Raw genomic sequence first — 21,124 nt, 5'->3', positions numbered from 1 at the left:
ACCGCGGGTGGCTGGGGGCAGAGGGGGTCGGCCCCCAGCCGGGTGTTCACGCCTTGCGCTTGGTGACCTCTTCGGTCGCGGCGGGCAGGACCTTGTGCAGGTCGCCGACGACGCCGAAGTCGACCAGCTCGAAGATCGGCGCCTCCTCGTCTTTGTTGACCGCGACGATCGTCTTCGAGGTCTGCATCCCGGCCCGGTGCTGGATCGCCCCCGAGATCCCGGCCGCGACGTACAGCTGGGGCGACACGGTCTTGCCGGTCTGGCCGACCTGGTAGGCGTGCGGGTACCACCCCGAGTCGACGGCCGCACGGGACGCACCGACGGCCGCACCCAGGGAGTCGGCGAACGCCTCGATCGGACCGAAGTCACCACCGGTGCCGCGACCGCCGGACACGATGATCGCCGCCTCGGTCAGCTCCGGACGACCGGTCGCCTCCCGCGGCTTGGAGTCGGTGATCCGCGCGGTCTTCGCGGCGTCGGAGATCGTCACGTCGAACTCCTCCACCTCCGGCGAGGTCTCCGCGGCTTCCGGGGTCGCCGCGTTCGGCTTGACCGTGATGATCGGCGTGCCGTGGGTGACCTTGGCCTGCACCGTGTAGTTGCCGGCGAACACCGACTGCGTGGTGACCAGGCCACCGTCACCAGCGGTGACATCGACCGCGTCGGTGATCAGGCCCGAGTCCAGCTTGACCGCCAGCCGGGCCGCGACCTCCTTGCCCTCCGTGCTCGACGAGATCAGGATCGCGGCCGGCTCGACCTTCGCCGCGACCTGCTGCAACGCCTCGGCCTTCGGCGCCACCAGGTACTGCGTGAGGTCGGCATTCGTCAGCGCGATCACCTTCGTCGCGCCGTACTGACCCAGCGCGGGCAGGGCGTCCTGTACGCCGTCGCCGATGAAGACCGCGACCGGCTCGCCCAGGCGCCGCGCGATGGTGAGGAGCTCCGCGGTGGTCTTGCGGACCTTGCCCCCGGTGTGGTCAACGAGAACCAGAACGTTCGACATGAACTGATCGCCCCTCAGAGGAACTTGTTGGTGGACAGGAACTCGACGAGCTCGGCAGCACCACTGCCGTTGTCGTCGGTGACGATCGTGCCGGCGCTGCGCGGCGGACGGGCGGTCACCTCGACCACCTCGGTCCACGCGCTCGCGCCACCCACCTGGTCCGGCGCGATCTCCAGGTCGGCCAGCGACCAGGTCTCCACCGGCTTCTTCTTCGCCGCCATGATGCCCTTGAAGGACGGGTACCGCGGCTCGTTCGCCTGGTCCGACACCGACAGCACCAGCGGCAGCGTGCCCTCGATCGTGTCGCTGGCGGTGTCGCCGTCGCGGCGGATCCGCACGGTCTGCCCGTCGACGGTGACCTCGGAGCCCAGCGTCACGGCCGGCAGGCCAAGCCGCTCCGAGACCATCGCCGGGACGACACCCATGCCACCGTCGGTCGAACCCATCCCGAACACGACCAGGTCGGCCTCGAGCTTGGCCAGCGCCTTCGACAGGATCAGCGAGGTCGCGACCGCGTCCGAGCCGTGGATCGCGTCGTCGAGCACGTGGACACCCGCGTCGGCGCCCATCTGCAGACCCTTCTTCACCGCGTCGGCCGCCTGCTCGGGTCCGACCGTGAGGATGGTCACCTCTGCGTCGCCGGCCTCTTTCACGGTCAACGCGGTCTCGACGGCATACTCGTCCAGCTCGGACAACAGCCCGTCGACACCGGCCCGGTCCACCGTGCTGTCCTCCGGGCGGAACCGGCGGTCCGCCGTGGCATCCGGCACGAACTTCGCGCAGACGACGATCTTCATAGCGTGTGGGACCCCTTCTGGTTAACGGTCTCTCCCAAGCCTGCCACGGATGTTACTCGCGAGAAACATGAGTCCCGTGCGAGTCCCATCACAGTCCGGCGCACCCGTAGGGTGACTCGGGTGACCGAGACGTTACCGCTGACCGGCGAGAGAACTGCGCCCGGGATCTGGCACGAGAACTACTGGTTCGCGCGCCACGACGCCGCCTACCGCTGGATCACGGCCAATCTGGACCTCGGAACCGGCCGGGTCCTCGACGCCGGCTGCGGCGAAGGCTACGGCGCGGAGTTGCTCCGCCTGGCCGGCGCGGCCTCCGTGACCGGTCTCGACTATGAACATACGACGTTGCGCCACGTCCGCCGGGTTTATCCACAGGTCAATGTGGTGCGCGGCAATCTCGTCCAGACCGGGTTCGCCGACGGCAGCTTCGATCTCGTCACGTCACTACAGACGATCGAGCACCTGTGGGAGCAGCCGCGGTTCGTCACCGAGTGCGCGCGCATCCTCGCCCCGGCAGGCACCCTCGTGCTGAGCACGCCGAACCGCCGGACCTTCCCGAGCGGCAACTGGTACCACACCCGCGAGCTGACCCCTGCCGAGTTCACCGAGCTCGTCGAGAGCGACTTCGAGATCACGCACGCACTGGGACTCCACCACGGCGAACGCCTCCGCGTCTGGGAGACGCAGTACGGCTCCTGCGTGGACGCCCAGCTGGCCACGGCGTACGACGACTGGGACGCCGAACTCACCGCACTCGTGAAGAGCACGCACCACGAGGACTTCGAGATTCGCCCAGGAGCCCTGGACGAATCTCTCGACCTCATCCTCGTGGCGCGACCACGGCCCTAGGGCCGGACGAAGCGTTCGACGATCTTGCCGACGATCAGGTAGACCAGCGCCGCGATCCCCCAGTTCACCAGCAGGGTGTTCTTCGCCGTCTCCAGCCGGAACAGATCCTTGAACGGACCGACCAGGTCCTGCCCGCGCTCCAGCACCCAGCGCACGATCTCATTGCTCTGGTTGGTCTGGTCGAGCGCGGTGAACAGAGCGCCGAGCGCAAGCACCGCCGCTGCCAGCACCGCGACCAGCCAGATCAGCGACGCGAGCAGGTTGCGCAGCCGCTTGACTCCGGAACCGACCGTGCCCAGCGCCTGCTTGCCCTTGCCGGACGAGCCGACCGCGGTCCGGCGGGTCGGTGGTTTGTTGCCCGAGGCACCAGCACTGGTGGCCGGCACCTTGCTCACCGGCGTCGTCACCGAGGTGCCGGCCGGATCCTTGCCCGCGGCATCCTTACCGGTCCCCGTTGCGGCGTCCTCCGAGCCGGCCGCACCAGTACCGGCCGCCGCGGCCGGAGCCTCGGCAGCTGCCCTCTCCCGGGCCCGCTGCTCCGCGACGATCTCCGCCGCGGTCTTCGGCCGGGCCGGCTTGGTCGCCGTCGCGGTCGTGGCACGGCCGCTGTCGCCCTGCGGCGAATCCGTGTCCTTCGAGGCTGTCACCGCCTTGTCGGCTTCGGCGGCCGCCGCCTTCTCGTCGTGCGTACCCACGTCGTCCATCTCCTCAGCCGGGGTCGGTTCCTCATCCGTCGCCGTTGCCGGTGCTGTGGCCGGCGGTCTCCTCCGCCGGCTGACCGGGACCGGGCGCGGCGACAGCCTGCGCCGGGCGCCCGCGAGCGGGGCCGGTGGGGCTGTCCTGCCGTCCACTGTCTGCACTTCTGGGTCCAACCTTCGGTTCACGCCCACTTCCGTTCCCGCCGCCGGCCGCGAGCCAGCGCTCGTTTCAAGCACTGATTCCAACGTAGCGCCCCCGGGTTCCGTCACGATCGAAACCGGGTCGACCGCGCGCGTCCGCGCCTGCGTGATGGAGTCGTCGGCCGCGGCCTGGTCGAGCAGCGACCGGTCGGTCGCGGACTCGGCCCCGGTCTGGTCAGCCACGCTGCGTCTCCTCTCCGACGATCGACCGATCGGGTGGGACATCCAACCGTTCGTGCGGGACATAGTGCCGGACTGGTGAGTAACTTGAGAACCCCTCAGCGCCGGCCTCGTCCTCACCAGGTGCTCTTACCCCGTCACCCGCGGTTTCTCCCGGAACGGTTTCGGGCCGCGGAGGTGCCCCGGTGTGGAGCCGGGCCGTCGTACGGGCGTTTGCCTCGGCCAGACCGGCCAGGTAGGCGCGGCGGGCGGCGTCGGCGGCATAGCGGGTGGTGCGGTCGGCCACCACCACGGCCGGAACCCCGACCGCGACGGCGTACGACGGAATGTTGCCACGGGCAACGCTGTTCGCGCCGACCACCACGCCGCGGCCGATGTCGGTTCCGCGGGTGACGGTCACCTTGGTGGCCAGCCAGCAGTCCGGACCGATCCGGACCGGCGACTTCACCAGGCCCTGGTCCTTGATCGGCAGGTCCAGGTCGTCGGTCTTGTGGTCGAAGTCGCAGATATAGGTCCAGTCCGCGATCAACGTGGATGCGCCGATCTCGATGTCCAGGTAGCAGTTGACCGTGACGTCGCGGGCGAACACCACCTTGTCACCGATCCGCAGCGTGCCCTCGTGCGCGCGCAGCCGGGTCTCGTCACCCAGGTGGACCCATTTGCCGAGGATGATCCGGCCGTGCCCGGGCCGCGCCACGATCTCGAGATGCTTGCCCAGGAAGACGAATCCCTCGGTGATCACCTGCCGGTGGCGCAGCTTGAACCAGGCGAACCGCCAATAGCGCTTCAGGTAGTACGGCGTCCAGGCCCGATGGCGCACCACCCAGCTCAGATTCGCCGCGGTCAGCAACCGCATCCGCACACCCTACTGCGCGACACCTGTGATGGAGACGTTGTAGTAGAGCTCGTCAGGGACGACAGCCGACAAGACCTTGTCCACCTTGGACAACTGCAGCCACGACTTGTACGCGAACATCCGCCAGCCGAAGCCCAGCTTCTGCTCCGGTACGGCGGCCTCGAACGTCCGGATCGGCCATCCGACCCACGCCGCCAGCAGCTCTTCCGTCACCGTCGTCACGTTCGTCGCACCGGCACGCGAAGCCATCCGGGCCAGCGTGTCGGGGTCGAACGTGTGCAGGTCGACGACGGCCTCCAGCGCGGCCGCCCGCGACGACTCGTCCAACTCGGCCTGCGGTCGGCGCCACTCGCTGAGCGCGGGCAGCTTGGTCAGGTTGGTGGTCGTCCACCAGGTGAACCGGGACAGTCGCCGGGCGACGTAATCGCCGTACCGGGTGGGTTCGCCGCAGATGACGAAACGGCCGCCCGGCTTGAGCACACGCAGCATCTCGCGGAACGCGAGCTCGACGTCGGGGATGTGATGGATGACCGCGTGCCCGATGACGAGGTCGAACGTGTCGTCGTCGTACGGCAGCTTCTCGGCATCGGCGACTCGGCCCTCGACCGCGAAGCCGAGGGTCTTCGCGTTCTTCTCGGCCGCCTCCACCATGCCTGGCGAGAGATCGGTGACATGTGCCTCGGCGAGAACCCCGGCCAGCTTGAGGTTCAGGGTGAAGAATCCGGTACCCGCGCCGATCTCCAACGACTTGCCGTAGGGCCAGCCGTTCGAACCGGCGATCGCGTCGAAGCGGTCCCGGGCGTAGGTGACGCAGCGTTCGTCGTACGAGATCGACCACTTCTCGTCGTACGTCGACGCCTCCCAGTCGTGGTACAGCACCTGGGCGAGCTTGTTGTCGTTCCACGCCGCCTCGACCTCTTCGGCGGTCGCGGCCGGCTTCGCGGTTGCAGACATCAGATTCCCTTGAACTCGGCCTTGCCCGGGCCGTTCTCGACGAAAGACTTCATCCCGATCGCCCGGTCCTCGGTGGCGAACAAGGCGGCGAACTGCTGCCGCTCGATCTCCAGCCCGGTGGACAGATCCACACCGAGCCCGGAGTCGATCGCCTCCTTGGCGGCCCGCAACGCCAGCGCGGCGCCGCCCGCGAACTGCCCGGCCCACGCCACCGCGGCGTCGTACACCTCGGCCGCGGGGACGACCTTGTCGACCAGACCGATGGCCAGCGACTCGGCTGCGTCGACGAAGCGACCGGTGTAGATCAGGTCCTTGGCCTTGGACGGGCCGATCAGCCGGGACAGCCGCTGTGTGCCGCCGGCACCGGGGATGATCCCGAGCAGGATCTCCGGCTGGCCGAGCTTGGCGTCCTCCGCAGCGATCCGGTAGTCGGCGCACAGGGCCAGCTCGCAGCCACCACCGAGTGCGTACCCGGTGATGGCTGCGACGGTCGGCTTCGGAATGGCCGCGACCGCGGACAGCGAGGACTGCAGCGGGCCGGAGCGCTTGACCATGTCGGCGTACGACATGTCGGCCATCTCCTTGATGTCCGCGCCGGCCGCGAACACCCTCTCGCCGCCGTAGACCACGACCGCGCGCACGTCGTCGTTCGCGGTCGCCTCCAGCGCGGCGGCCCGGATCTCCTCCTGGACCTGGACGTTCAGCGCGTTCATCTTCGGCCGATCCAGCCGGATCGTGCCGATCCCCTCACTGACGGTGAGATTGACGAACTCGCCCATCGCGGTGCTCCTTACGGTCCCGGGGTCCTACCCGTCGGTCACATCCCCGGCACCGTACCGGACCAGTCCGAGCAGTCGCACTGCGGCCTGTACCGCGGCCTGGCCTAGGCCCGCTAAACCTCCACGGGCTGCCCGGACACTGCGGACCTGCGGGCCGCGTCGACGATGCGCAGGGTGCGCAGACCGACTGCACCGTCCGGCTGCGGTACGGCGGCCGGCGTCTGGCCCGCCACTGCCGGACCAGACTCGCGGACCGCCCGGAGGAACGTGGCGAGCATCGAAGCGTCGAAGTTCTCGCCGATCCCCAGGTACACCTCCCCATCGGGGTCAGTACCACTGATACGCGGCAGGAACGGCTCGATCTCCACCGATCCGTTGGTACCGGTCACCTGCAGCGTGACGCCGCCCCAGGTCGGACCGTTGTCCGGAACGCTCCACGAGCAGTCGATGGTTGCCAGCAGCCCGTTGTCGTAGTTGACCGTCACCAGGCCACCGGTCTCGACCTCGACGCCCTTGTCCTGGTGCAGGACGCGGTTGGCCGCGGCGTACACCCGCTGCGGCGACGCACCGCCGGTCAGGCCGTCGATCAGGTCGGCGCAGTGCACGGTGTGGTCGACGAGTGCGCCACCGCCGGCAAGCTTGGGGTCGGTGAACCATTGGCGCCCACCGATCGGGATCTTGCCGTTGTTGGTGCCGAGGACCGCGAACACGTCACCGAGCAGCCCGGCCTCGACCGAGGCCCGGAGTCGCAGGTACTGCGGCGAGAACCGGACCGGGTAGGCGACCATCAGGATCGCACCGGCCGACGCGCAGGCCGCCAGCATGGCCTCGCCGTCCTCGACCTCGGTGGCCAGCGGTTTCTCACAGAGCACATGCGCACCGACTGCCGCGGCCCGCTCGACCAGACCGCGGTGCAGCGCGTTCTCACTCGTCACGACGACCGCGTCCGGGCCCCACGCGAACAGTTCGTCGTAGCTGTCGACGTACGGGACGCCGAGCTGTTCGGCGAGCTCGGCGCCACGCGGGCCCGGGTCCGGCGCACTCGCGCCGTCGGGGTCTGCGGACAGCACCTCGACATCGGACATCTGGTTGAGCAGGTACGCGTACGACATCGCGTGCCCGTGCGCGAACGACGCGATCGCCACCTTGAGGGTCATGCCGCCGCTCCCGTCGGGTCGAAGGTCACCATGTCGATCACACCGCCGGTCTCCATCGAGGCGCGCGCCGCCTCGGCCAGATAGACCGCGGCCGCGCCGTCCGGCGCCAGAACCCGCGGCTCCGGGCCACCGCGCAGTGCGACAGCGAACTCGCGCAGCTGTGTGAGGTAGGGGCTCTCGCCCAGAGTGTTGGCCGGGATGAGCAGGTCAGCGGCCCCGCCGCCGTCCGGCAGTTCCTCGGCATAGCCGGTGTCCGCGGCGGACGTGTACTTCAGTACGCCGGTCGAGCCGGCGATGTGGTAGCCGGACTGGAACGCGGACCCGGCCGCGGCCCAGGTCGCGCGGCAGTGGCTGATCGCACCGGAGGCGTGGGTGAGCGTCACGTGCGCGGCCACCGTCAGTGGGCTGATCCCGTCCACGGTCGGCGGGTTCTGGACGGCGTACACCTTGGTGACGTCTCCACACATCCAGCGGGCCTGGTCGAGGTCGTGCACCATCAGGTCCATGATCACGCCGCCGGAGTGGGCCACGTCGCCGTACCAGCCGCCGGCCGGGGACGACGCCTGGCGGAAGAACCGCGCCACCGCGACATCGCCGATGCGCCCGGCCTGGATGGCGGAGTGCGCGGCGACGTACGCCGGGAAGAATCGGACCACGTGCGCCGGGTAGATCCGGACGCCGGCGGCCGTGGCGGCCGCGATCACCTCGTGCGAGTCTGCGGCGGTCAGGGTCAGCGGCTTTTCGCAGATCACGTTCCGGCCGGCCTTGATCGCGGCCAGCGTGACCTCCTTGTGCGTCGCCGACGGCGTAACCACGTCGACGAACTCCGCCTCGGCCAGGCAGCCGTCCAGCGACGCCGCGACCTCGAGGCCGTACTGTTCGGCCATCGTCTCGGCACCCTCGAGCGAATGCACCAGGATGCGCGCGCCGAGCGCCTTCCACGCGGCGACATGCAAGTGGGCGATGTTGCCCGCGCCGATCAGACCAACGGTCAGACCGGCCAACTCTTCCGACATGTGATCCCCTACTCCGCCCAGTTGGGAGCCCGGTAAATTAGTAACGGTCCTTGCGTATCATTGCGCACAGGCGTCCGCAACTACCGTCTCATGAACACAACCACCTTTCGTTATCGATAACCAAGAGGGGAGTGTGCAGAATGTGCCGGTGACCGAAGCGACCGCCGCCCCGAGTGCTCTCGGCCCGACCGCCGATACCGGGCCGCGGCTCGGAGCAGTGGTCCAGACCGATGGGACGACCTTCACTCTGTGGGCCCCGGCCGCGGAGCGGGTCGAGCTGGCGCTGATCGCCGCCGACGGCAGCCAGCGCAACCTGGACCTCGCCCACGCCGGTGAGTTCTGGACCGGGTTCGTCCCGGGTGTGGGCCACGGGCAACGGTACGGCTACCGCGTGCACGGTCCGTTCGACCCGTCGCACGGTCTCCGCTTCAACCCGTCCAAGCTGGTGCTCGACCCGTACGCCCGAGCCATCGACGGCTCGCTGGACTTCTCCAGCCCTGTGATCTACGACTCGTCCGACGGCGACTCGGCCGGGCATGTGCCGGTCGGTGTCGTGGTGGCCCAGTCGGAGCCACCACCGCCGATCAGCCGGCCGGTGCACTGGGGCGAGACGGTCATCTACGAGTTGCACACCAAGGGCTTCACCAAGCTGCATCCCGACGTACCCGAGCATCAACGCGGGACGTACGCCGGGCTGACGCATCCGTCGGTGATCGACTATCTGACCGAGCTGGGCGTGACGTCGGTGGAGTTGTTGCCGATCCACCACTTCCTCACCGAGCCCTCGATCGCCGCCCGCGGCCTGCCGAACTACTGGGGTTACAACACCCTCGGGTACTTCGCCCCGCACGCGCCGTACTCGTCGTCGGGTTCGGACGGTCAGCAGGTGGCCGAGTTCAAGGCGATGGTCGCCGCGTTCCATGCCGCCGGCATCGAAGTGATCCTCGACGTGGTCTACAACCACACCGCCGAGGGCGGGTTCGACGGGCCGACGCTGAGCTTCCGCGGCATCGACAACCGCGCGTACTACCGGCTGTCGCACGGCGGCACGATGTACGACGTGACCGGCACCGGCAACTCGGTCGACACCTCCCACCCGCAGGTCCGCCGGCTGCTGATGGACTCGCTGCGGTACTGGGTCGAGGAGATGGGTGTCGACGGGTTCCGGTTCGACCTGGCCGTGACGCTGATCCGCAACGAGCGGCACGAGGTCGACACGGTCGATCACCCGTTCCTCGCCGAGGTCGCGGCCGATCCGGTTCTCGGCCGGGTCAAGCTGATCGCCGAACCGTGGGATGTCGGCCCGTTCGGCTACCAGGTCGGCAACTTCGGCCCGCCGTGGTCGGAGTGGAACGGCAAGTTCCGCGACAGCGTCCGCGACGTCTGGCGGAACACCTCCGACGGTGTGAAGGACCTCGCCTACCGGCTGTCCGGATCCAGCGACCTGTACGGCGACGACGGGCGCTACCCGTACGCGTCGATCAACTTTCTCACCGCGCACGACGGGTTCACCCTGCGCGACCTGGTCAGCTATGACCACAAGCACAACGAGGCGAACCACGAGGACAACCGCGACGGCACCGACGACAACCGGTCGTGGAACTGCGGCGTCGAGGGCGAGACCGACGACCGGCGCGTGATCGCGTTGCGCAAACGCCAGATGGCGAACCTGATGTCCACACTGATCCTGTCCACCGGCGTACCGATGATCACCGCCGGGGACGAGTGCGGACGGACGCAGCACGGCAACAACAACGCCTACTGCCAGGACAACGAACTGTCCTGGTTCGACTGGTCACTGCCGGGCGCGTGGTCCGATCACCTGGCATTGACGAAGAAGCTGATCGCGTTGCGGGCCGCGCATCCTGTCCTGCGTCAGTGGCACTACTTCTCCGGGGAGCCGGTCGTCGCGGGCGGGCGCAAGGACCTGTCCTGGATCGCACCGCACGGCGGCGAGATGACCGACGCCGAATGGTACGACGGCAACCTCCGAACCATCGGCATGTTCCTGGCCGGTGACGCCCTCCGCGCAACCGATGCCCAAGGCAACGCCCTGACCGACAGCTCCTTCCTGATGGCCCTCAACGCCACCCCCGAGACCCGCCAGGTCCGCGTCCCCGACCCCTCCTGGGCCCCCGCCTACGAGGTAGTCCTCGACACCAGCAACAGCATGGTCACCGAAGTAGAAGCAGGCGCCACCGTCCCCCTGGCCCCCCGCTGCCTGGTCCTCCTCCGCGCGCTCTAACAAGTCTTCCGATACGGCCGATCCCCAAAGTTCTCCCGCCACTCCTGCGCGGTCAGATCCCGCCCCGCCATCCGGCAGGCAGTCTCAACCGCATGCTCCAGCCGCGTGTCCCACAGATACAACCCGTCGCTGTTCGTCGCGACCACCACGCTGTGGCCATCCGCCAGGAAGTCGGCAGCGGACAAGGTCTGCTCAGGGGTGACGATCGAACCGAGCAGTTCCGCTGTCGCGCCGTCGAACAGACTCACGCTACCGTCGGCGCCGGCCGAGACCAGCAGGGAACTGTCCGCCGAGTAGGCGAGCGAATTCGTCCATCCGTCGTGCACCGAAGCCGGCGGCCCGACCGCGAGGCCCGTGGTCGTGTCCAGCACGATCAAGTCTCCCGTGCCGCTGCCGATCGCGACATGGCGTCCGTCCGGAGCGAAGACCACCACCTGGGCGTTCTTGAACGGAGCTTGCCCGCGCTGCATCACCTTGCCCGCCTGCAGGTCGACCAGCACCCAGCCTGAGGAGGGAACATCGAGCCTGTCCGAGATGTGCCTTCCTCCCGTGAGCACGAGCGCGGTCCGGTTGTCCGGACTCGCCGACAGCCAGGCGACGGAACCGCCGACCGGCACCGAGCGTGCCACTGGCAGCAGGGTCTGCGAGTCCAAGAGCGTTACCAGGCCTGACTCGTCGCCGATCACCAGTCGGCTCCCATCCCGCCCGCTGTAGTCGAGATCCAGGACGCTCGACCTTGCCGCCTTCCGCTGGGCGACGACCGCACCCGTGCGACTGTTCAGGACGTAGACGACACCACTCTGGACGACCGCGAACCGATCGCCGTCAGGAGTCCAGCTCCCACAACTGTTCGTCCATTCACCTGGGCCTGTTCGGACGCGATGGGTCGACGTACCGCTGGGGGCGTCGATGAACCTGTAGTCCTCGAGGGTGCTGCGATAGATGGACCTCCCCCCAGGAGCGACGAGGGTGCAGCCGTAGACGAAAGCGGGCGGCTTCACCAGCTGTTTCACGTACTTGCGGGGTCCGGCGAGGTCCCAGCTGCGAATGGCTCCGTCGCCCGCGGCCGTGTACAGCGTCGCGTCATCGGGACTGAATCCGTAGCTCAGCCATTCCCCCTCGGCCACGGGGATGACGTCGAGCGCTTCACCCGTCGCCACGTTCCAGAGCGCAACCTGCAGGTCCGTACCGGACGAGGCGAGGACGGTCCCGTCATGGGAGAAACGCAGGTTCTGGACCTGCTTGGTCGGCGCGGTGAGGCGCTGCCGCGTCGACCCGTTCGCGGTGTCGACCAGGAAGAGGCTCCGGGCGTTCGGACCGGCGTCGGATGCGGCCTCGTCCCCCAAGCCGATGAGCTTGCCGTCGCGGCTGAGGTCGATGTCATCGAAGGACAGATCGGACCGCGTATAGAGCTGCCGCCCGGTGGCCACGTCGTAAGCCGCCAGCGGCTTGCTGGTGTAAACGCGGTCACCGGCCGGGCTGAGAGTCACGTCCGCAACCTGGGCAGCGGGTAAGGGCAGCGTCCGGCGCAACGACGGCCGAACGCCGGGACGGACGTCCCAGACGAAGATCGCACCGGAACTGAAGTCGTTCGAGGTGCCGTTCTCGTAGTACTGCACCATGGCGACCAGTGAGGTCCCGTCCGCGCTGTAGCCGACATGAGTCGCCCGCGCCGGCTTGGTAGCGAACCCGGGCAGTTGTTGTGCGGCGGCGTCCATGGTGTTCGGATCGAGCAGCCGCACAGGCTGTGCGGTGGGTGGCGGCATGCCGATGGCCAACTGCCGACCGCTCGGATGGAAGGCGACAGGTGCCACGAAGTCCAGGTGGACCGCACCGTCCGGGCGGTTCTTCGGCCGATGCGCGGCACGAATCCGCCCGGACGTCGCGTCGTACAGCAACGCCGTGCCGTTCGCGTCGAACAACACGATGGTCTTCCCGTCGGGGCTGACCTCGAGTCCGTAGACATTCAGCTTCTCGGTCTCGATGGAGCGGATCAGCTGGGGGTGCTTGGCCAGCACCGCGAGCAGATTGGCTCTGGATTCCGATGAGGCATCGAGCCTGCTGCCGGCCACCGCGAGCAGCAAGGAAGTGTCGATGTCGCTGTTGACTACTGCCTTTGCTCCGGCGCGACCGGAGTCTGCGACTACGGCTGCTTGTTCTGCGGCTAGGGCTTGGCGGTCGGCTTCCTGGGTTTGGCCGACGGCGAGGAAGCCGGCTATCAGAGCGCCCACCAGCAGGAATGCAGCTGTGCCCAGCGCGGAACGCAGGCGGCGGTTGACTCGGGTTTGGTGGCGGGCTCGGTCCTCGGCGGCGCGGAGTTCGGCGACTGAGAGGCGTTCGCTGGCGGCCAGGAACTCGCGTTCTGTGTCGTTGAGGACAGGGGCTGCGGTCTGCTGCCATTCGAGCGCTTTGGCTAGGCGGACTCCTCGGTAGAGCTCGCTTTCGGGTCGGCCCAGGGACTCCCACGAGTCGGCTACCTGGGTGAGGTGGTGGAGGATCTGCTGGCCTTCCAGGTCGTCTTCGAGCCAGCCGCGCAGGCGTGGCCAGGCTCGGGCGAGGGCTTCATGGGCCAGTTCGACGACGCCGTCGTCGCTGGTGACGAGGCGGGAGCTGATCAACAGGTCGATGAGTGCTTCCGACTCCGGGCCGGTGATGACTGTTCGCCTCGGCAGTCTGCTGCGGACTGGTTGCCCGTCCGGGCCAGGAGTGACGAGGCGCAACAGCAAGGCACGTAGGTGCGGCCGCTGATCCGGCGTGACTTGCGCGTAGACCTGTTCGGCCGACTGGGCGACCGCACCCTGAATACCGCCGGACGCGCGGTAGCCCGCGACGGTCAGCGTGCGGCCCTCGCGACGTTGCCAGGTCTCGGCCAGGACGTGGGACATCAGCGGCAAGGCGCCCGGCTGACCCGCCACTTCACCGACGAGCAGGTCGACCAGTCCTGGTTCGACGACCAGGGAGGCCAGCCGTGCGGGCTCAGTGATCGCTGCCCGGAGCTCGTCTTCGGTCATGCCGGTGAGCAGGTGCAGGCCGTCCTCCATGGCCCGGGCGAAGCCCGGATGGGAGGCGATGTCCGCGAGCCGGTCGGCGCGGAACGACAAGATGAGGGGCGCTTGGGCGGCGTGATCGGTCAACCGAGCCAGGAACACCTTGCGCTCGGGCACGTCCCGGCAGACCGAGAAGACCTCCTCGCACTGATCGACGACCACCGTGGGCAAGGGTCCGGTGCCGGGCAGTGCGTCAGTCAGCGCCTTCATCGGATGGAGTCCGGGCGTGATGGTGACAACGCGGCCGCCGTCCTGTCGCAGGGTCGCGGCCACGCCGGCCCGGATCAGCGAGGACTTGCCGCACCCCGACGGCCCGACGACAGCGAGGATCGAGTGGTCAGACAGCCTCCTCAGACCCGCGGCGACCTCGGCGTCGCGGCCGAAGAACAGTTCGGCGTCGTCGACGTCGTACGGTTTCAGGCCTTGGTACGGACAGACCGCACTCGGTTCCGGCAACGTGCTGGCTTCGAGCAAGGCCGGATCCTGACGGAGGATCGCCTGCTCCAGCGCATCGATCTCCGGACTGGGATCGAGTCCGAGTTCGCGATCAAGCACGACCCGCAATCTCCGCAGGGTCTCCAGCGCCTCCCCCTGGCGACCGGCCTGGTACTGCGCCGTGGCCAGTAGCGCCCACCGCCGCTCGCGCAGTGGCGCTTCGGCGGTGAGAGCCTCGGCCTTGCCCAGCACTCCCACGTGACCTCCGGACCGCAGCGCCGACTCGACGTACAGCTCCTGCGCGAGTTGCCGGAGTTCGGTCAGCCGAGCCAACTCGATCCGCGCAGGATCCCAGTCCGCGACCTCGTCGAACGGTCGCCCGCGCCACAGCGTCAGTACGTCGGCCAGCACCACCGACGCTCGTTCCGCCTCACCTGCCTCGAGCAGTACGCCGGCCCGGCCGACAGCTCGCTCGAAGCGCTGACTGTCGATCTGATCGTGCGGAATCGTCAGCCGATACCCGTCCGGCGAGGTCTCGATCGCGTGGCTGCCGAGCAGCTTCCGCAGCCGGACGACGCAGCCTTGGACCACCTTGCCCGCAGAGGCCGGCGGCCGTTCTCCCCACAGCACGTCAGCGAGCACCCCAGCGCTGACAACCTCCCCCGGATGCACCGCGAGTGCGACCAGGACGACGCGGTCACGTCGTGCGAGGTTCTTCCACTCCCCCTCGATGGTTAGTGGGCCGAGTACGGCGATACCCACGTTTTGACTGTCGACCCCCTAACGACTCGCGTCAAGTTCATTGATACCGAGCTGATACCGGCGTCCGCCGGGTCGATACCACCAGCGGCGAGAACGGTTCCTAGACCTCGAGGCGCAACCGGACAACCGATCAACGGAAGTCCCGCCGGAAGAGGAGAGGAAGCCATGAACAACGCCGTACACACGAAGCAGTCCATGACCACCCGGCTCTACCGGCTGGCCGCGGGTGCCGCAGTCAGCGTCGCCCTGATGACAGTCGCCGCCCCTGCAATGGCCCAGGAGTTCCCCGAACCGATCGGCGGAACCATCGAACGACCTCCGGTTCCACCTCCAGAACCGGCGTCCGTTCGGGCTCCCGGCGAAGTGGACCGGAGCTCCGTCGCTCTCGGCGCCCTGTGCGGTATCGCACTGGGCGGCGTGGGGGCGGGGATCGTGCTGGACATCCAGCGACGACGGGACCGTTCCGCCGAGGATCCAGCCTGAGCCGCAGCATCGAACCGTCCCCCGGAGAGCCCGGTCTGGATCGCTCTCCGGGGGACGCTACGCGTTCCACGAATTCGTTAACCTTCCTGCAGTACATTCGGCAGTTACCTTCTGTTCAGGTGTGGGGGAACCGATGTTCTTGGTGCGGCGTGGGGCCCGCGAACGTACGACGCCGATCGGTGCGTTGCACCGGGCGGTGATGCGTTGGGGCGAGGCGGAGCGGACGAACTCACGCGTGGCGTTCCGGCGCTGGGTCGACGGCGTGGCGTACGTCGACGTCCAGGCGAAGACGTACGCCGACTTCTGGACCCGGCAGAACGAGAAGGCCCTCACCGCCGACGGGCCGCTGTGGGTGGTGCTCGGCGACTCGACCGCGCAAGGACTCGGCGCATCGTCGCCGCTGCATGGGTACGTCGGCCAGGTGCTCAACGCGCTCCGCAGGACCGGCAACCCGTGGCGGGTGCTCAACCTGTCCCGCTCCGGCGCACAGACCCGGCACGTGCTCGCGGACCAACTGCCACTCGTCGAGGGTCTGCAGCCCGCACTGGTGACGTGCGGGATCGGCAACAACGACATCCTCGGTACGCCGCCCAAGCGGTTCCGCGACCACCTCCGTCAGGTGATCGAGCGGCTGCCGTCCTCGTCGGTGGTGATGGACCTGACCGTCCCCGACGGCCTCTGGCGTATCGGCGGCGTGGCGAGCCCGTACGTCGCCGGCATCAACCAGCTCATCAGTACGACGGCGACGGCCCGCGGCCTCACGGTGGCGGAGGTGTCCCGGCATGCACGACCGCCCTGGCGCGGGATGCTCGCGCCGGACAGCTTCCACCCGAACAACCTCGGCTACCGCCGGCACGCCGATGCGCTCCTCGCCGCACTGCCTGCCGGCGTACTCAGGCCCTGAGCATCTGTTCCAGCCGGTCCAGCGTCTTGGTGCTCTCCAGACGGACCCGCAGTGGAACGATCGCGGCCCGGCCTGGCACCCGGATGCCGCCGGTGAGTGCGACCCGGGTGCCGCCACCGGGCTCGGCCGACACCGCCATACCGATGATCAGGAAACGGCTCTGCAACCAGCACCAGCCACTCCGGAACTGACCTTCCAGGCGCGCCCGCTGGCCCCGCCGACCGCGCGCGAGGACGACGACGTGATCGCCGTCCTGCTCGAGCAGCGTGGCCGAGACCAGGTCCGCATGGATCGTCGCGAATGCGTCCAGGTCAGTCAGCAACTCCTTCACCCGGTCGGGAGGTGCCGCCAGGACGCGTTCGGTGACCGCGGCGCCTGGGACGCCGGCAGCCAGTGCGCGGAACCGCTCGACATCGGTCAGTTCGACCTGTGGCCAGTCACCCGTCATGATCTCCACGCCTTCCGAAAGCTTGCCCGGGCTCGGTGCAGCCGGGACTTCGCCGTACCGGCCGGCACCTCGAGCACCGCGGCGGCGGCCAGTTCGTCCATTCCTTCCAGGTCGCGCAGGACCAGCACCGCGCGGTGTTCCGGCGACAATCGCGCGAGTACGTCCTGCACGTGGACGGCGAGCTGCGGATCGTCGGGCGACGGCAGCTCGGACAGATCGGCCGGCTGTTGGCGTTGCTGACGGCGCGCTACCCGGACCGCTTCGCGGACCGCGATCGCGCGGACCCATCCGAACAACGCCGCCGGGTTCTGCAGACCGCGCAGACCACGGAACACCGCGATCAGCGCCTCCTGCGTCGCGTCAGGTCCGTCGGCCAGAGCGATCGGCCCACAGATCCGGCCGACGTACGGCGCCAGTCCGTCGAGCAACGCGTTCATCGCCAGGGTGTCGCCGCCCTGCGCGGCGCGAACGAGCCGTTCCACGTCGATGATCGGAGGGTCGATCATCGGAGGAATGCCGCCATCAGGGGTGTCACCTGGTCCGCGCAGTCGACGGTGAGGGCGTGGCCGCAGCCGGGCAGCACGTGCACGGTTGCGTTGGGCAACAACTGCCCGAACCGGTCTGCCTGCGCCACCGGGAGGACTGCGTCGTGGTCGCCCCAGATCACCAGCGTGGGCTGCCGCGTGGACGGCAGAGCCTTCTCGGTGACTCCCCAGTCGAGGCCCCGCTCCAGCGCGTACATGGATCGCACGTTGTCACGATAGGTGCCCGGCGCCCACATCGTGTCCACGAGCTTCGGCGTGATCAGCTGCTTGTGGACGAACATGCCGCCCAGCGCGGACTCGACCATGCTGCGGCTCGCGGCCAGCTTGGCCAGTGCCTCGCCGACCAAGGGCTGCTTGAGGATCTCCCAGCTCCACGTGTCTGGCTCATCCAGACCGCTCGGCGCCAGCAGGAGCAACTTGCTGACCCGGTCCGGGTTGCGCTGCGCGTAGGCGAGACCCCAACCGCCACTCCACGAGTTGCCACCGATGACGACCTGAGAAAGCTTCATTGCGTCCAGGAACTGGCCGAGCGATGTAGTCATGCCGTCGAGATCGAACGCGAACCGCTCGTCGTGCAGCCGGGTCTCCCCTTGGCCTGGGAGGTCAACGACGTACACGGTGTGGTTCGTGGAGAGTACGTCGAGCTCCGACGACCACGCCGTTGTCGGGGAGGCGCCGGGTGACAGCAGGACCACCGGGGAGCCGCTGCCCCGTTCCTGGTAGTGGATCCGGGCGAGCGGCGTATCGACGTACCGCGAGTCCGGTGAAGGTGCGGCGCTTGGCTGCTCGGTTGGCTGATACGCGTAGGCGAGGAGTGAGAGCAGTACGACGCCTGCCACCGGCGCTGCGACTGCTGTTGCTTTGATCCAGCGTGTCCGCAGGAGTTTGAGGTCCGCCACGCACAGGGCGATGCACAGTGGGGTGTAGAAGAACAGGTTGAGCCAGTAGAACGCCGTACTCGTGTCGGTGCCGACGCCGAGGGCCCACACAACACCTGCGGACGCCCGCGCAGCCAGTCCGGCCGCCACTCCCCCGACTACGAACCTGCTCAGCTTGAACCGGTCGCTCGTGAGCACGGCTGTTCCCAGCAGCACATGCAGAGCCGCTAGCGGCAACACGATGCCCGGACTGAAGGACACCGGACCGCCCAGCACCGCCATCGACAACGCCCGCTCACCGGACGCCGGCCATGTCGCACCGGTCGCCCAGTACACATGCACCACCGCGAGACCCCAGTGCACCCCCGCCACCACTCGCCGTACCACCAACATCTCCGAACGCCTCCCTCTAGTGACCGACGCCCAGAAAGAGGAGGCGTCCAGGCCGGACGTTCCACCGGGTGAGGCAGCTCACAAGTCGAGGGGTCTGGGGCTGAGGCTTTACTCTGCCCCTGGGGCAGGGGGTTTGATGTTCGCGTGTTGACGATCAGCGAGTTCGGGCGGCGTACTGGGCTCTCGCACAAGGCGCTACGCCTGTACGACGTGTCCGGGCTGCTCCCGCCCGCACAGGTGGACCCGGCCAATGGGTACCGGCTGTACGACGAGGAGCAGCTCGAGCGGGCCCGGCGGATCAGCGTGTTGCGGCAGCTCGACATGCCGCTGACCACCATCGCCGAGGTCCTCGCGGGCTCCGACGAAGAGGGGCTGATCCGGCTGGATCGGTGGTGGGCGGCCCAGGAGGCGACCACCGCGGCCCGTCGGGCGACCCTGCAGTACCTGCGGGACCGGCTCTCGCGGTCCGGATCGACGGGGCTGGCGCCGCGGCCGGTGCTGACGCGCGACGTACCGGAGACGAAGATCGCGTCGATCCGGTCCGACACCGATCAGCAGAATCTGATCGGGATCATCGTGACCGCGACCGACGAGATCCGCACGTACCTCAAGGCCGCCGGCGCGACCCTGCCCGGCGAATCGTGGGTGATCTACCACGGCCCGGTGACACCGGAGGCCGAGGCGACTGTCGAGGTGTGCGTGCCGTTCCAGGGGCTGGTGGATCCGTCCGGACCGATCGCGATCCGGGTCGAGCCGGCCCACCACGAGGCGTACTGCACGATCACGATGGACGAGTGCGCGTACCCGCGCATCATGCTCGCCTACGACCTGGTCGACGACTTCGTCCGTACGGCGGGCAGCACGATCACCGGGCCGCCGCGCGAGGTCTATCGGGCGAACTGCCACCTGATGCCGCGTGACCAGCCGGCCGTCGACATCGCCCAGCCCATTCTCGCTCAGCCATTCTAGAAGGGAAGCTCTGATGGACTACGCGGTGCAGACCGAGTACAGCGACCCGGGTGCGTACGCCGGGTTGTACGACGCCTTGCCGAACGACATCCCCGGTGTCGGGGCGGTGGTTCGCAACCTGCTGATCCACTACCGCGGCGGCGGGATCGAGTTCACCGGCGACCGCCTCGCCGAGATCGACCATCGGTGGGTCTCGTCGATGCTGGCCACCGACCAGCGGCGCAACGGTACGCCGCTCGCCGTGCCGAGGGAGCCGGTCGACCGGATCGCCGGATGCTGCCGGGACTACACACTGATGTTCGTCTCGATGCTTCGCCACCAGGGCATTCCGGTCCGCAGCCGGATCGGCTTCGCGGCGTACTTCGCCAGCGGGTTCAATCACGATCACGTGGTCGCGGAGTACTGGAACGGCGACCGGTGGGTGATGATCGACGCCCAGCTCGACCCGGCCGGCGACCATCCGTTCAACTCGCTCGACATGCCGGCCGGCCCGTTCCTGTCCGCGGCCGAGGTCTGGCTGGACGTCCGCGCCGGCACGCGCGACCCGGAGCTGTTCGGCATCGACCCGGGTTCGCCGATCGGCGGGAGCTGGTTCATCCGCAACTACGTCTACCTGCAACTCGCCCACCTGCACGGCGACGAACTCCTCCTCTGGGACAACTGGGGCGAGATGTCCGCATCCCTCGACGGCGCCGACCTCAGCCTGACCGACCGCGTCGCCGGCCTGTTGGTTGCCTCCGACAACGGAGACGACACGGCAACCAAGGAGCTCGCAGACCTCTACCCGTCGCTGAAGCCGGCCGGTCGCTCCTACCTCACCTCCCCCGCGGGCGGAGGCCAGTTCGTCTGGGTGGACCTGGTACGCCCGTCGGCCTAGGAGTACCTCCGTTGGTGTAGGTGGAGTGTCTCCGTCCAGACGACGCGCGGTGTGGGTGTCGTCGCTGAGGATCGTAGCTACGTGATCCGAGTGGACGGAGAGGGCAATGAGTGGCGCGGCACTGGACGTGGCGGCGGTGAAGCCGTGGCGGTTGGGGGCCAGGACCCGGAAGGCCGTTCTGGTGCTGCACCTGGCGTCGGTGGGTTCGTGGCTGGGGATCGACGTGGTGATGGCGGTGCTGACGTTCACCGCGATCGGTACGGACGACCAGAGCACCAAGGCGCTGTGCTTCCGCGTGCTCGAACTGGTGACGATCTGGCCGATGACGGTCTCCGGGCTGACCTGTCTGCTCACCGGTGTCCTGCTCGGCCTGGGCAGCAAGTACGGCCTGACGAAGTACTGGTGGGTGGTCGTGAAACTGGTCATCAACCTGCTGCTGAGCACGCTGGTCCTGGTCGCCCTCCGGCCCGGTGTCGCCGAACTCGCCGACCGGGGTGAGTCCAACGACCTCGCGGTTCCGTTGAACGAGATGATGTTCCCGCCGATCGTCTCGCCGACGCTGCTGATGGTCGCGGTGGTCCTGTCGGTCTTCAAACCGTGGGGCCTGCTCCGCAAGCAGAAGCCGGCTAGTCGAGCTTGAGGCACATG

The 21,124-nt window shown here is 68.4% G+C and carries 19 protein-coding genes; 7 read left to right on the top strand and 12 right to left on the bottom strand.

The genetic code is table 11. The features are described from left to right. Positions 1-46: 46 nt before the first annotated feature. Positions 47-1,003 carry an electron transfer flavoprotein subunit alpha/FixB family protein gene (locus tag OG817_RS05975; protein WP_406052696.1) on the bottom strand — a complete coding sequence of 319 codons (957 nt, stop codon included), beginning with the start codon at positions 1,001-1,003 and terminating at the stop codon, positions 47-49. A 14-nt stretch (positions 1,004-1,017) separates the two neighbouring features. Then, positions 1,018-1,800 carry an electron transfer flavoprotein subunit beta/FixA family protein gene (locus tag OG817_RS05970; RefSeq protein WP_360440693.1) on the bottom strand — a complete coding sequence of 261 codons (783 nt, stop codon included), beginning with the start codon at positions 1,798-1,800 and terminating at the stop codon, positions 1,018-1,020. A gap of 120 nt (positions 1,801-1,920) precedes the next feature. Between OG817_RS05970 and OG817_RS05965 the strand changes: the two genes are divergently transcribed. Further along, positions 1,921-2,649 (top strand): methyltransferase domain-containing protein, encoded by a 729-nt coding sequence (locus tag OG817_RS05965; RefSeq protein ID WP_406052694.1) that lies wholly within the window; start codon positions 1,921-1,923, stop codon positions 2,647-2,649. Here the strand turns inward: OG817_RS05965 and OG817_RS05960 are convergent. The 6 genes from OG817_RS05960 to OG817_RS05935 form a co-directional block, all read right to left on the bottom strand. Then, complete coding sequence (locus tag OG817_RS05960; protein ID WP_406052693.1) at positions 2,646-3,353, bottom strand: hypothetical protein; 708 nt, start codon at positions 3,351-3,353, stop codon at positions 2,646-2,648. The genes OG817_RS05965 and OG817_RS05960 overlap by 4 nt on opposite strands. Positions 3,354-3,723: 370 nt before the next feature. Beyond that, positions 3,724-4,584: an acyltransferase gene (locus tag OG817_RS05955; RefSeq protein ID WP_396393949.1), complete on the bottom strand. Its 861-nt coding sequence runs from the start codon at positions 4,582-4,584 to the stop codon at positions 3,724-3,726. Positions 4,585-4,593: 9 nt separating this feature from the next. Next, complete coding sequence (locus tag OG817_RS05950; protein WP_406052691.1) at positions 4,594-5,538, bottom strand: class I SAM-dependent methyltransferase; 945 nt, start codon at positions 5,536-5,538, stop codon at positions 4,594-4,596. Further along, entirely contained in the window at positions 5,538-6,317 is a 780-nt protein-coding gene (locus tag OG817_RS05945) for an enoyl-CoA hydratase/isomerase family protein (protein ID WP_406052690.1), read from the bottom strand. Before OG817_RS05945 ends, OG817_RS05950 begins: the two co-directional genes overlap by 1 nt. 113 nt (positions 6,318-6,430) lie before the next feature. Further along, complete coding sequence (locus tag OG817_RS05940; RefSeq protein ID WP_406052688.1) at positions 6,431-7,474, bottom strand: Gfo/Idh/MocA family protein; 1,044 nt, start codon at positions 7,472-7,474, stop codon at positions 6,431-6,433. Next, complete coding sequence (locus OG817_RS05935) at positions 7,471-8,490, bottom strand: Gfo/Idh/MocA family protein (RefSeq protein WP_406052687.1); 1,020 nt, start codon at positions 8,488-8,490, stop codon at positions 7,471-7,473. Before OG817_RS05935 ends, OG817_RS05940 begins: the two co-directional genes overlap by 4 nt. A 148-nt stretch (positions 8,491-8,638) precedes the next feature. Here OG817_RS05935 and glgX point away from each other — a divergent pair, with 148 nt between their 5' ends. Continuing rightward, the gene (gene glgX / locus OG817_RS05930) at positions 8,639-10,735 is read left to right on the top strand and encodes a glycogen debranching protein GlgX (RefSeq protein ID WP_406052686.1); all 2,097 of its coding nucleotides are present in this window, start codon (positions 8,639-8,641) and stop codon (positions 10,733-10,735) included. Here the strand turns inward: glgX and OG817_RS05925 are convergent. Continuing rightward, positions 10,732-14,979 (bottom strand): BTAD domain-containing putative transcriptional regulator, encoded by a 4,248-nt coding sequence (locus tag OG817_RS05925; RefSeq protein ID WP_406052685.1) that lies wholly within the window; start codon positions 14,977-14,979, stop codon positions 10,732-10,734. The genes glgX and OG817_RS05925 overlap by 4 nt on opposite strands. A 165-nt stretch (positions 14,980-15,144) precedes the next feature. On the opposite strand from OG817_RS05925, the gene OG817_RS05920 reads away from it, so the two are divergent. Both OG817_RS05920 and OG817_RS05915 read left to right on the top strand, forming a co-directional pair. Next, positions 15,145-15,462: a hypothetical protein gene (locus tag OG817_RS05920; protein WP_406052683.1), complete on the top strand. Its 318-nt coding sequence runs from the start codon at positions 15,145-15,147 to the stop codon at positions 15,460-15,462. Positions 15,463-15,595: 133 nt separating this feature from the next. Next, entirely contained in the window at positions 15,596-16,366 is a 771-nt protein-coding gene (locus tag OG817_RS05915) for an SGNH/GDSL hydrolase family protein (protein WP_406052681.1), read from the top strand. Here the strand turns inward: OG817_RS05915 and OG817_RS05910 are convergent. From OG817_RS05910 to OG817_RS05900, 3 genes are read right to left on the bottom strand one after another with little or no spacing between them, the layout of a single operon-like run. Then, on the bottom strand, positions 16,356-16,814 hold the full coding sequence (locus OG817_RS05910; RefSeq protein WP_406052680.1) for a hypothetical protein: 459 nt from the start codon (positions 16,812-16,814) through the stop codon (positions 16,356-16,358). The genes OG817_RS05915 and OG817_RS05910 overlap by 11 nt on opposite strands. Continuing rightward, positions 16,811-17,320, bottom strand: coding sequence for an RNA polymerase sigma factor (locus OG817_RS05905; RefSeq protein ID WP_406052678.1), 510 nt, complete (start codon positions 17,318-17,320; stop codon positions 16,811-16,813). The genes OG817_RS05910 and OG817_RS05905 overlap by 4 nt, the downstream gene beginning before the upstream one ends. After that, positions 17,317-18,630 (bottom strand): alpha/beta fold hydrolase, encoded by a 1,314-nt coding sequence (locus OG817_RS05900; protein ID WP_406052677.1) that lies wholly within the window; start codon positions 18,628-18,630, stop codon positions 17,317-17,319. Before OG817_RS05900 ends, OG817_RS05905 begins: the two co-directional genes overlap by 4 nt. A 144-nt stretch (positions 18,631-18,774) precedes the next feature. Here OG817_RS05900 and OG817_RS05895 point away from each other — a divergent pair, with 144 nt between their 5' ends. The 3 genes from OG817_RS05895 to OG817_RS05885 all read left to right on the top strand — a co-directional run bounded on the left by OG817_RS05895 (position 18,775) and on the right by OG817_RS05885 (position 21,116). After that, the gene (locus OG817_RS05895; RefSeq protein ID WP_396393939.1) at positions 18,775-19,599 is read left to right on the top strand and encodes a MerR family transcriptional regulator; all 825 of its coding nucleotides are present in this window, start codon (positions 18,775-18,777) and stop codon (positions 19,597-19,599) included. Positions 19,600-19,612: 13 nt separating this feature from the next. Then, a complete protein-coding gene (locus OG817_RS05890; protein ID WP_406052675.1) occupies positions 19,613-20,476 on the top strand; it encodes a transglutaminase-like domain-containing protein in 864 nt (287 codons plus the stop codon). A 106-nt stretch (positions 20,477-20,582) separates the two neighbouring features. Beyond that, on the top strand, positions 20,583-21,116 hold the full coding sequence (locus tag OG817_RS05885) for a hypothetical protein (protein ID WP_406052673.1): 534 nt from the start codon (positions 20,583-20,585) through the stop codon (positions 21,114-21,116). Positions 21,117-21,124: the final 8 nt, after the last annotated feature.

Source organism: Kribbella sp. NBC_00889, from assembly GCF_045207705.1.
In the GTDB taxonomy this organism is placed as follows: Bacteria; Actinomycetota; Actinomycetes; order Propionibacteriales; family Kribbellaceae; genus Kribbella.
The sequence above is the reverse complement of the archived record's forward strand: the minus strand, read 5'-3'. Positions and strand labels throughout refer to the sequence as shown.

Excerpts from the sequence above, each read along its gene's own strand:
- OG817_RS05960 (WP_406052693.1), bottom strand. The coding sequence starts at position 3,353 with ATGGACGACGTGGGTACGCACGACGAGAAGGCGGCGGCCGCCGAAGCC.
- OG817_RS05975 (WP_406052696.1), bottom strand. The coding sequence starts at position 1,003 with ATGTCGAACGTTCTGGTTCTCGTTGACCACACCGGGGGCAAGGTCCGC.
- OG817_RS05915 (WP_406052681.1), top strand. The coding sequence starts at position 15,596 with ATGTTCTTGGTGCGGCGTGGGGCCCGCGAACGTACGACGCCGATCGGT.
- OG817_RS05905 (WP_406052678.1), bottom strand. The coding sequence starts at position 17,320 with ATGATCGACCCTCCGATCATCGACGTGGAACGGCTCGTTCGCGCCGCG.
- OG817_RS05885 (WP_406052673.1), top strand. The coding sequence starts at position 20,583 with ATGAGTGGCGCGGCACTGGACGTGGCGGCGGTGAAGCCGTGGCGGTTG.
- OG817_RS05890 (WP_406052675.1), top strand. The coding sequence starts at position 19,613 with ATGGACTACGCGGTGCAGACCGAGTACAGCGACCCGGGTGCGTACGCC.
- OG817_RS05945 (WP_406052690.1), bottom strand. The coding sequence starts at position 6,317 with ATGGGCGAGTTCGTCAATCTCACCGTCAGTGAGGGGATCGGCACGATC.
- OG817_RS05900 (WP_406052677.1), bottom strand. The coding sequence starts at position 18,630 with ATGTTGGTGGTACGGCGAGTGGTGGCGGGGGTGCACTGGGGTCTCGCG.
- OG817_RS05970 (WP_360440693.1), bottom strand. The coding sequence starts at position 1,800 with ATGAAGATCGTCGTCTGCGCGAAGTTCGTGCCGGATGCCACGGCGGAC.
- OG817_RS05955 (WP_396393949.1), bottom strand. The coding sequence starts at position 4,584 with ATGCGGTTGCTGACCGCGGCGAATCTGAGCTGGGTGGTGCGCCATCGG.
- OG817_RS05940 (WP_406052688.1), bottom strand. The coding sequence starts at position 7,474 with ATGACCCTCAAGGTGGCGATCGCGTCGTTCGCGCACGGGCACGCGATG.
- OG817_RS05950 (WP_406052691.1), bottom strand. The coding sequence starts at position 5,538 with ATGTCTGCAACCGCGAAGCCGGCCGCGACCGCCGAAGAGGTCGAGGCG.
- OG817_RS05935 (WP_406052687.1), bottom strand. The coding sequence starts at position 8,490 with ATGTCGGAAGAGTTGGCCGGTCTGACCGTTGGTCTGATCGGCGCGGGC.
- OG817_RS05920 (WP_406052683.1), top strand. The coding sequence starts at position 15,145 with ATGAACAACGCCGTACACACGAAGCAGTCCATGACCACCCGGCTCTAC.
- OG817_RS05910 (WP_406052680.1), bottom strand. The coding sequence starts at position 16,814 with ATGACGGGTGACTGGCCACAGGTCGAACTGACCGATGTCGAGCGGTTC.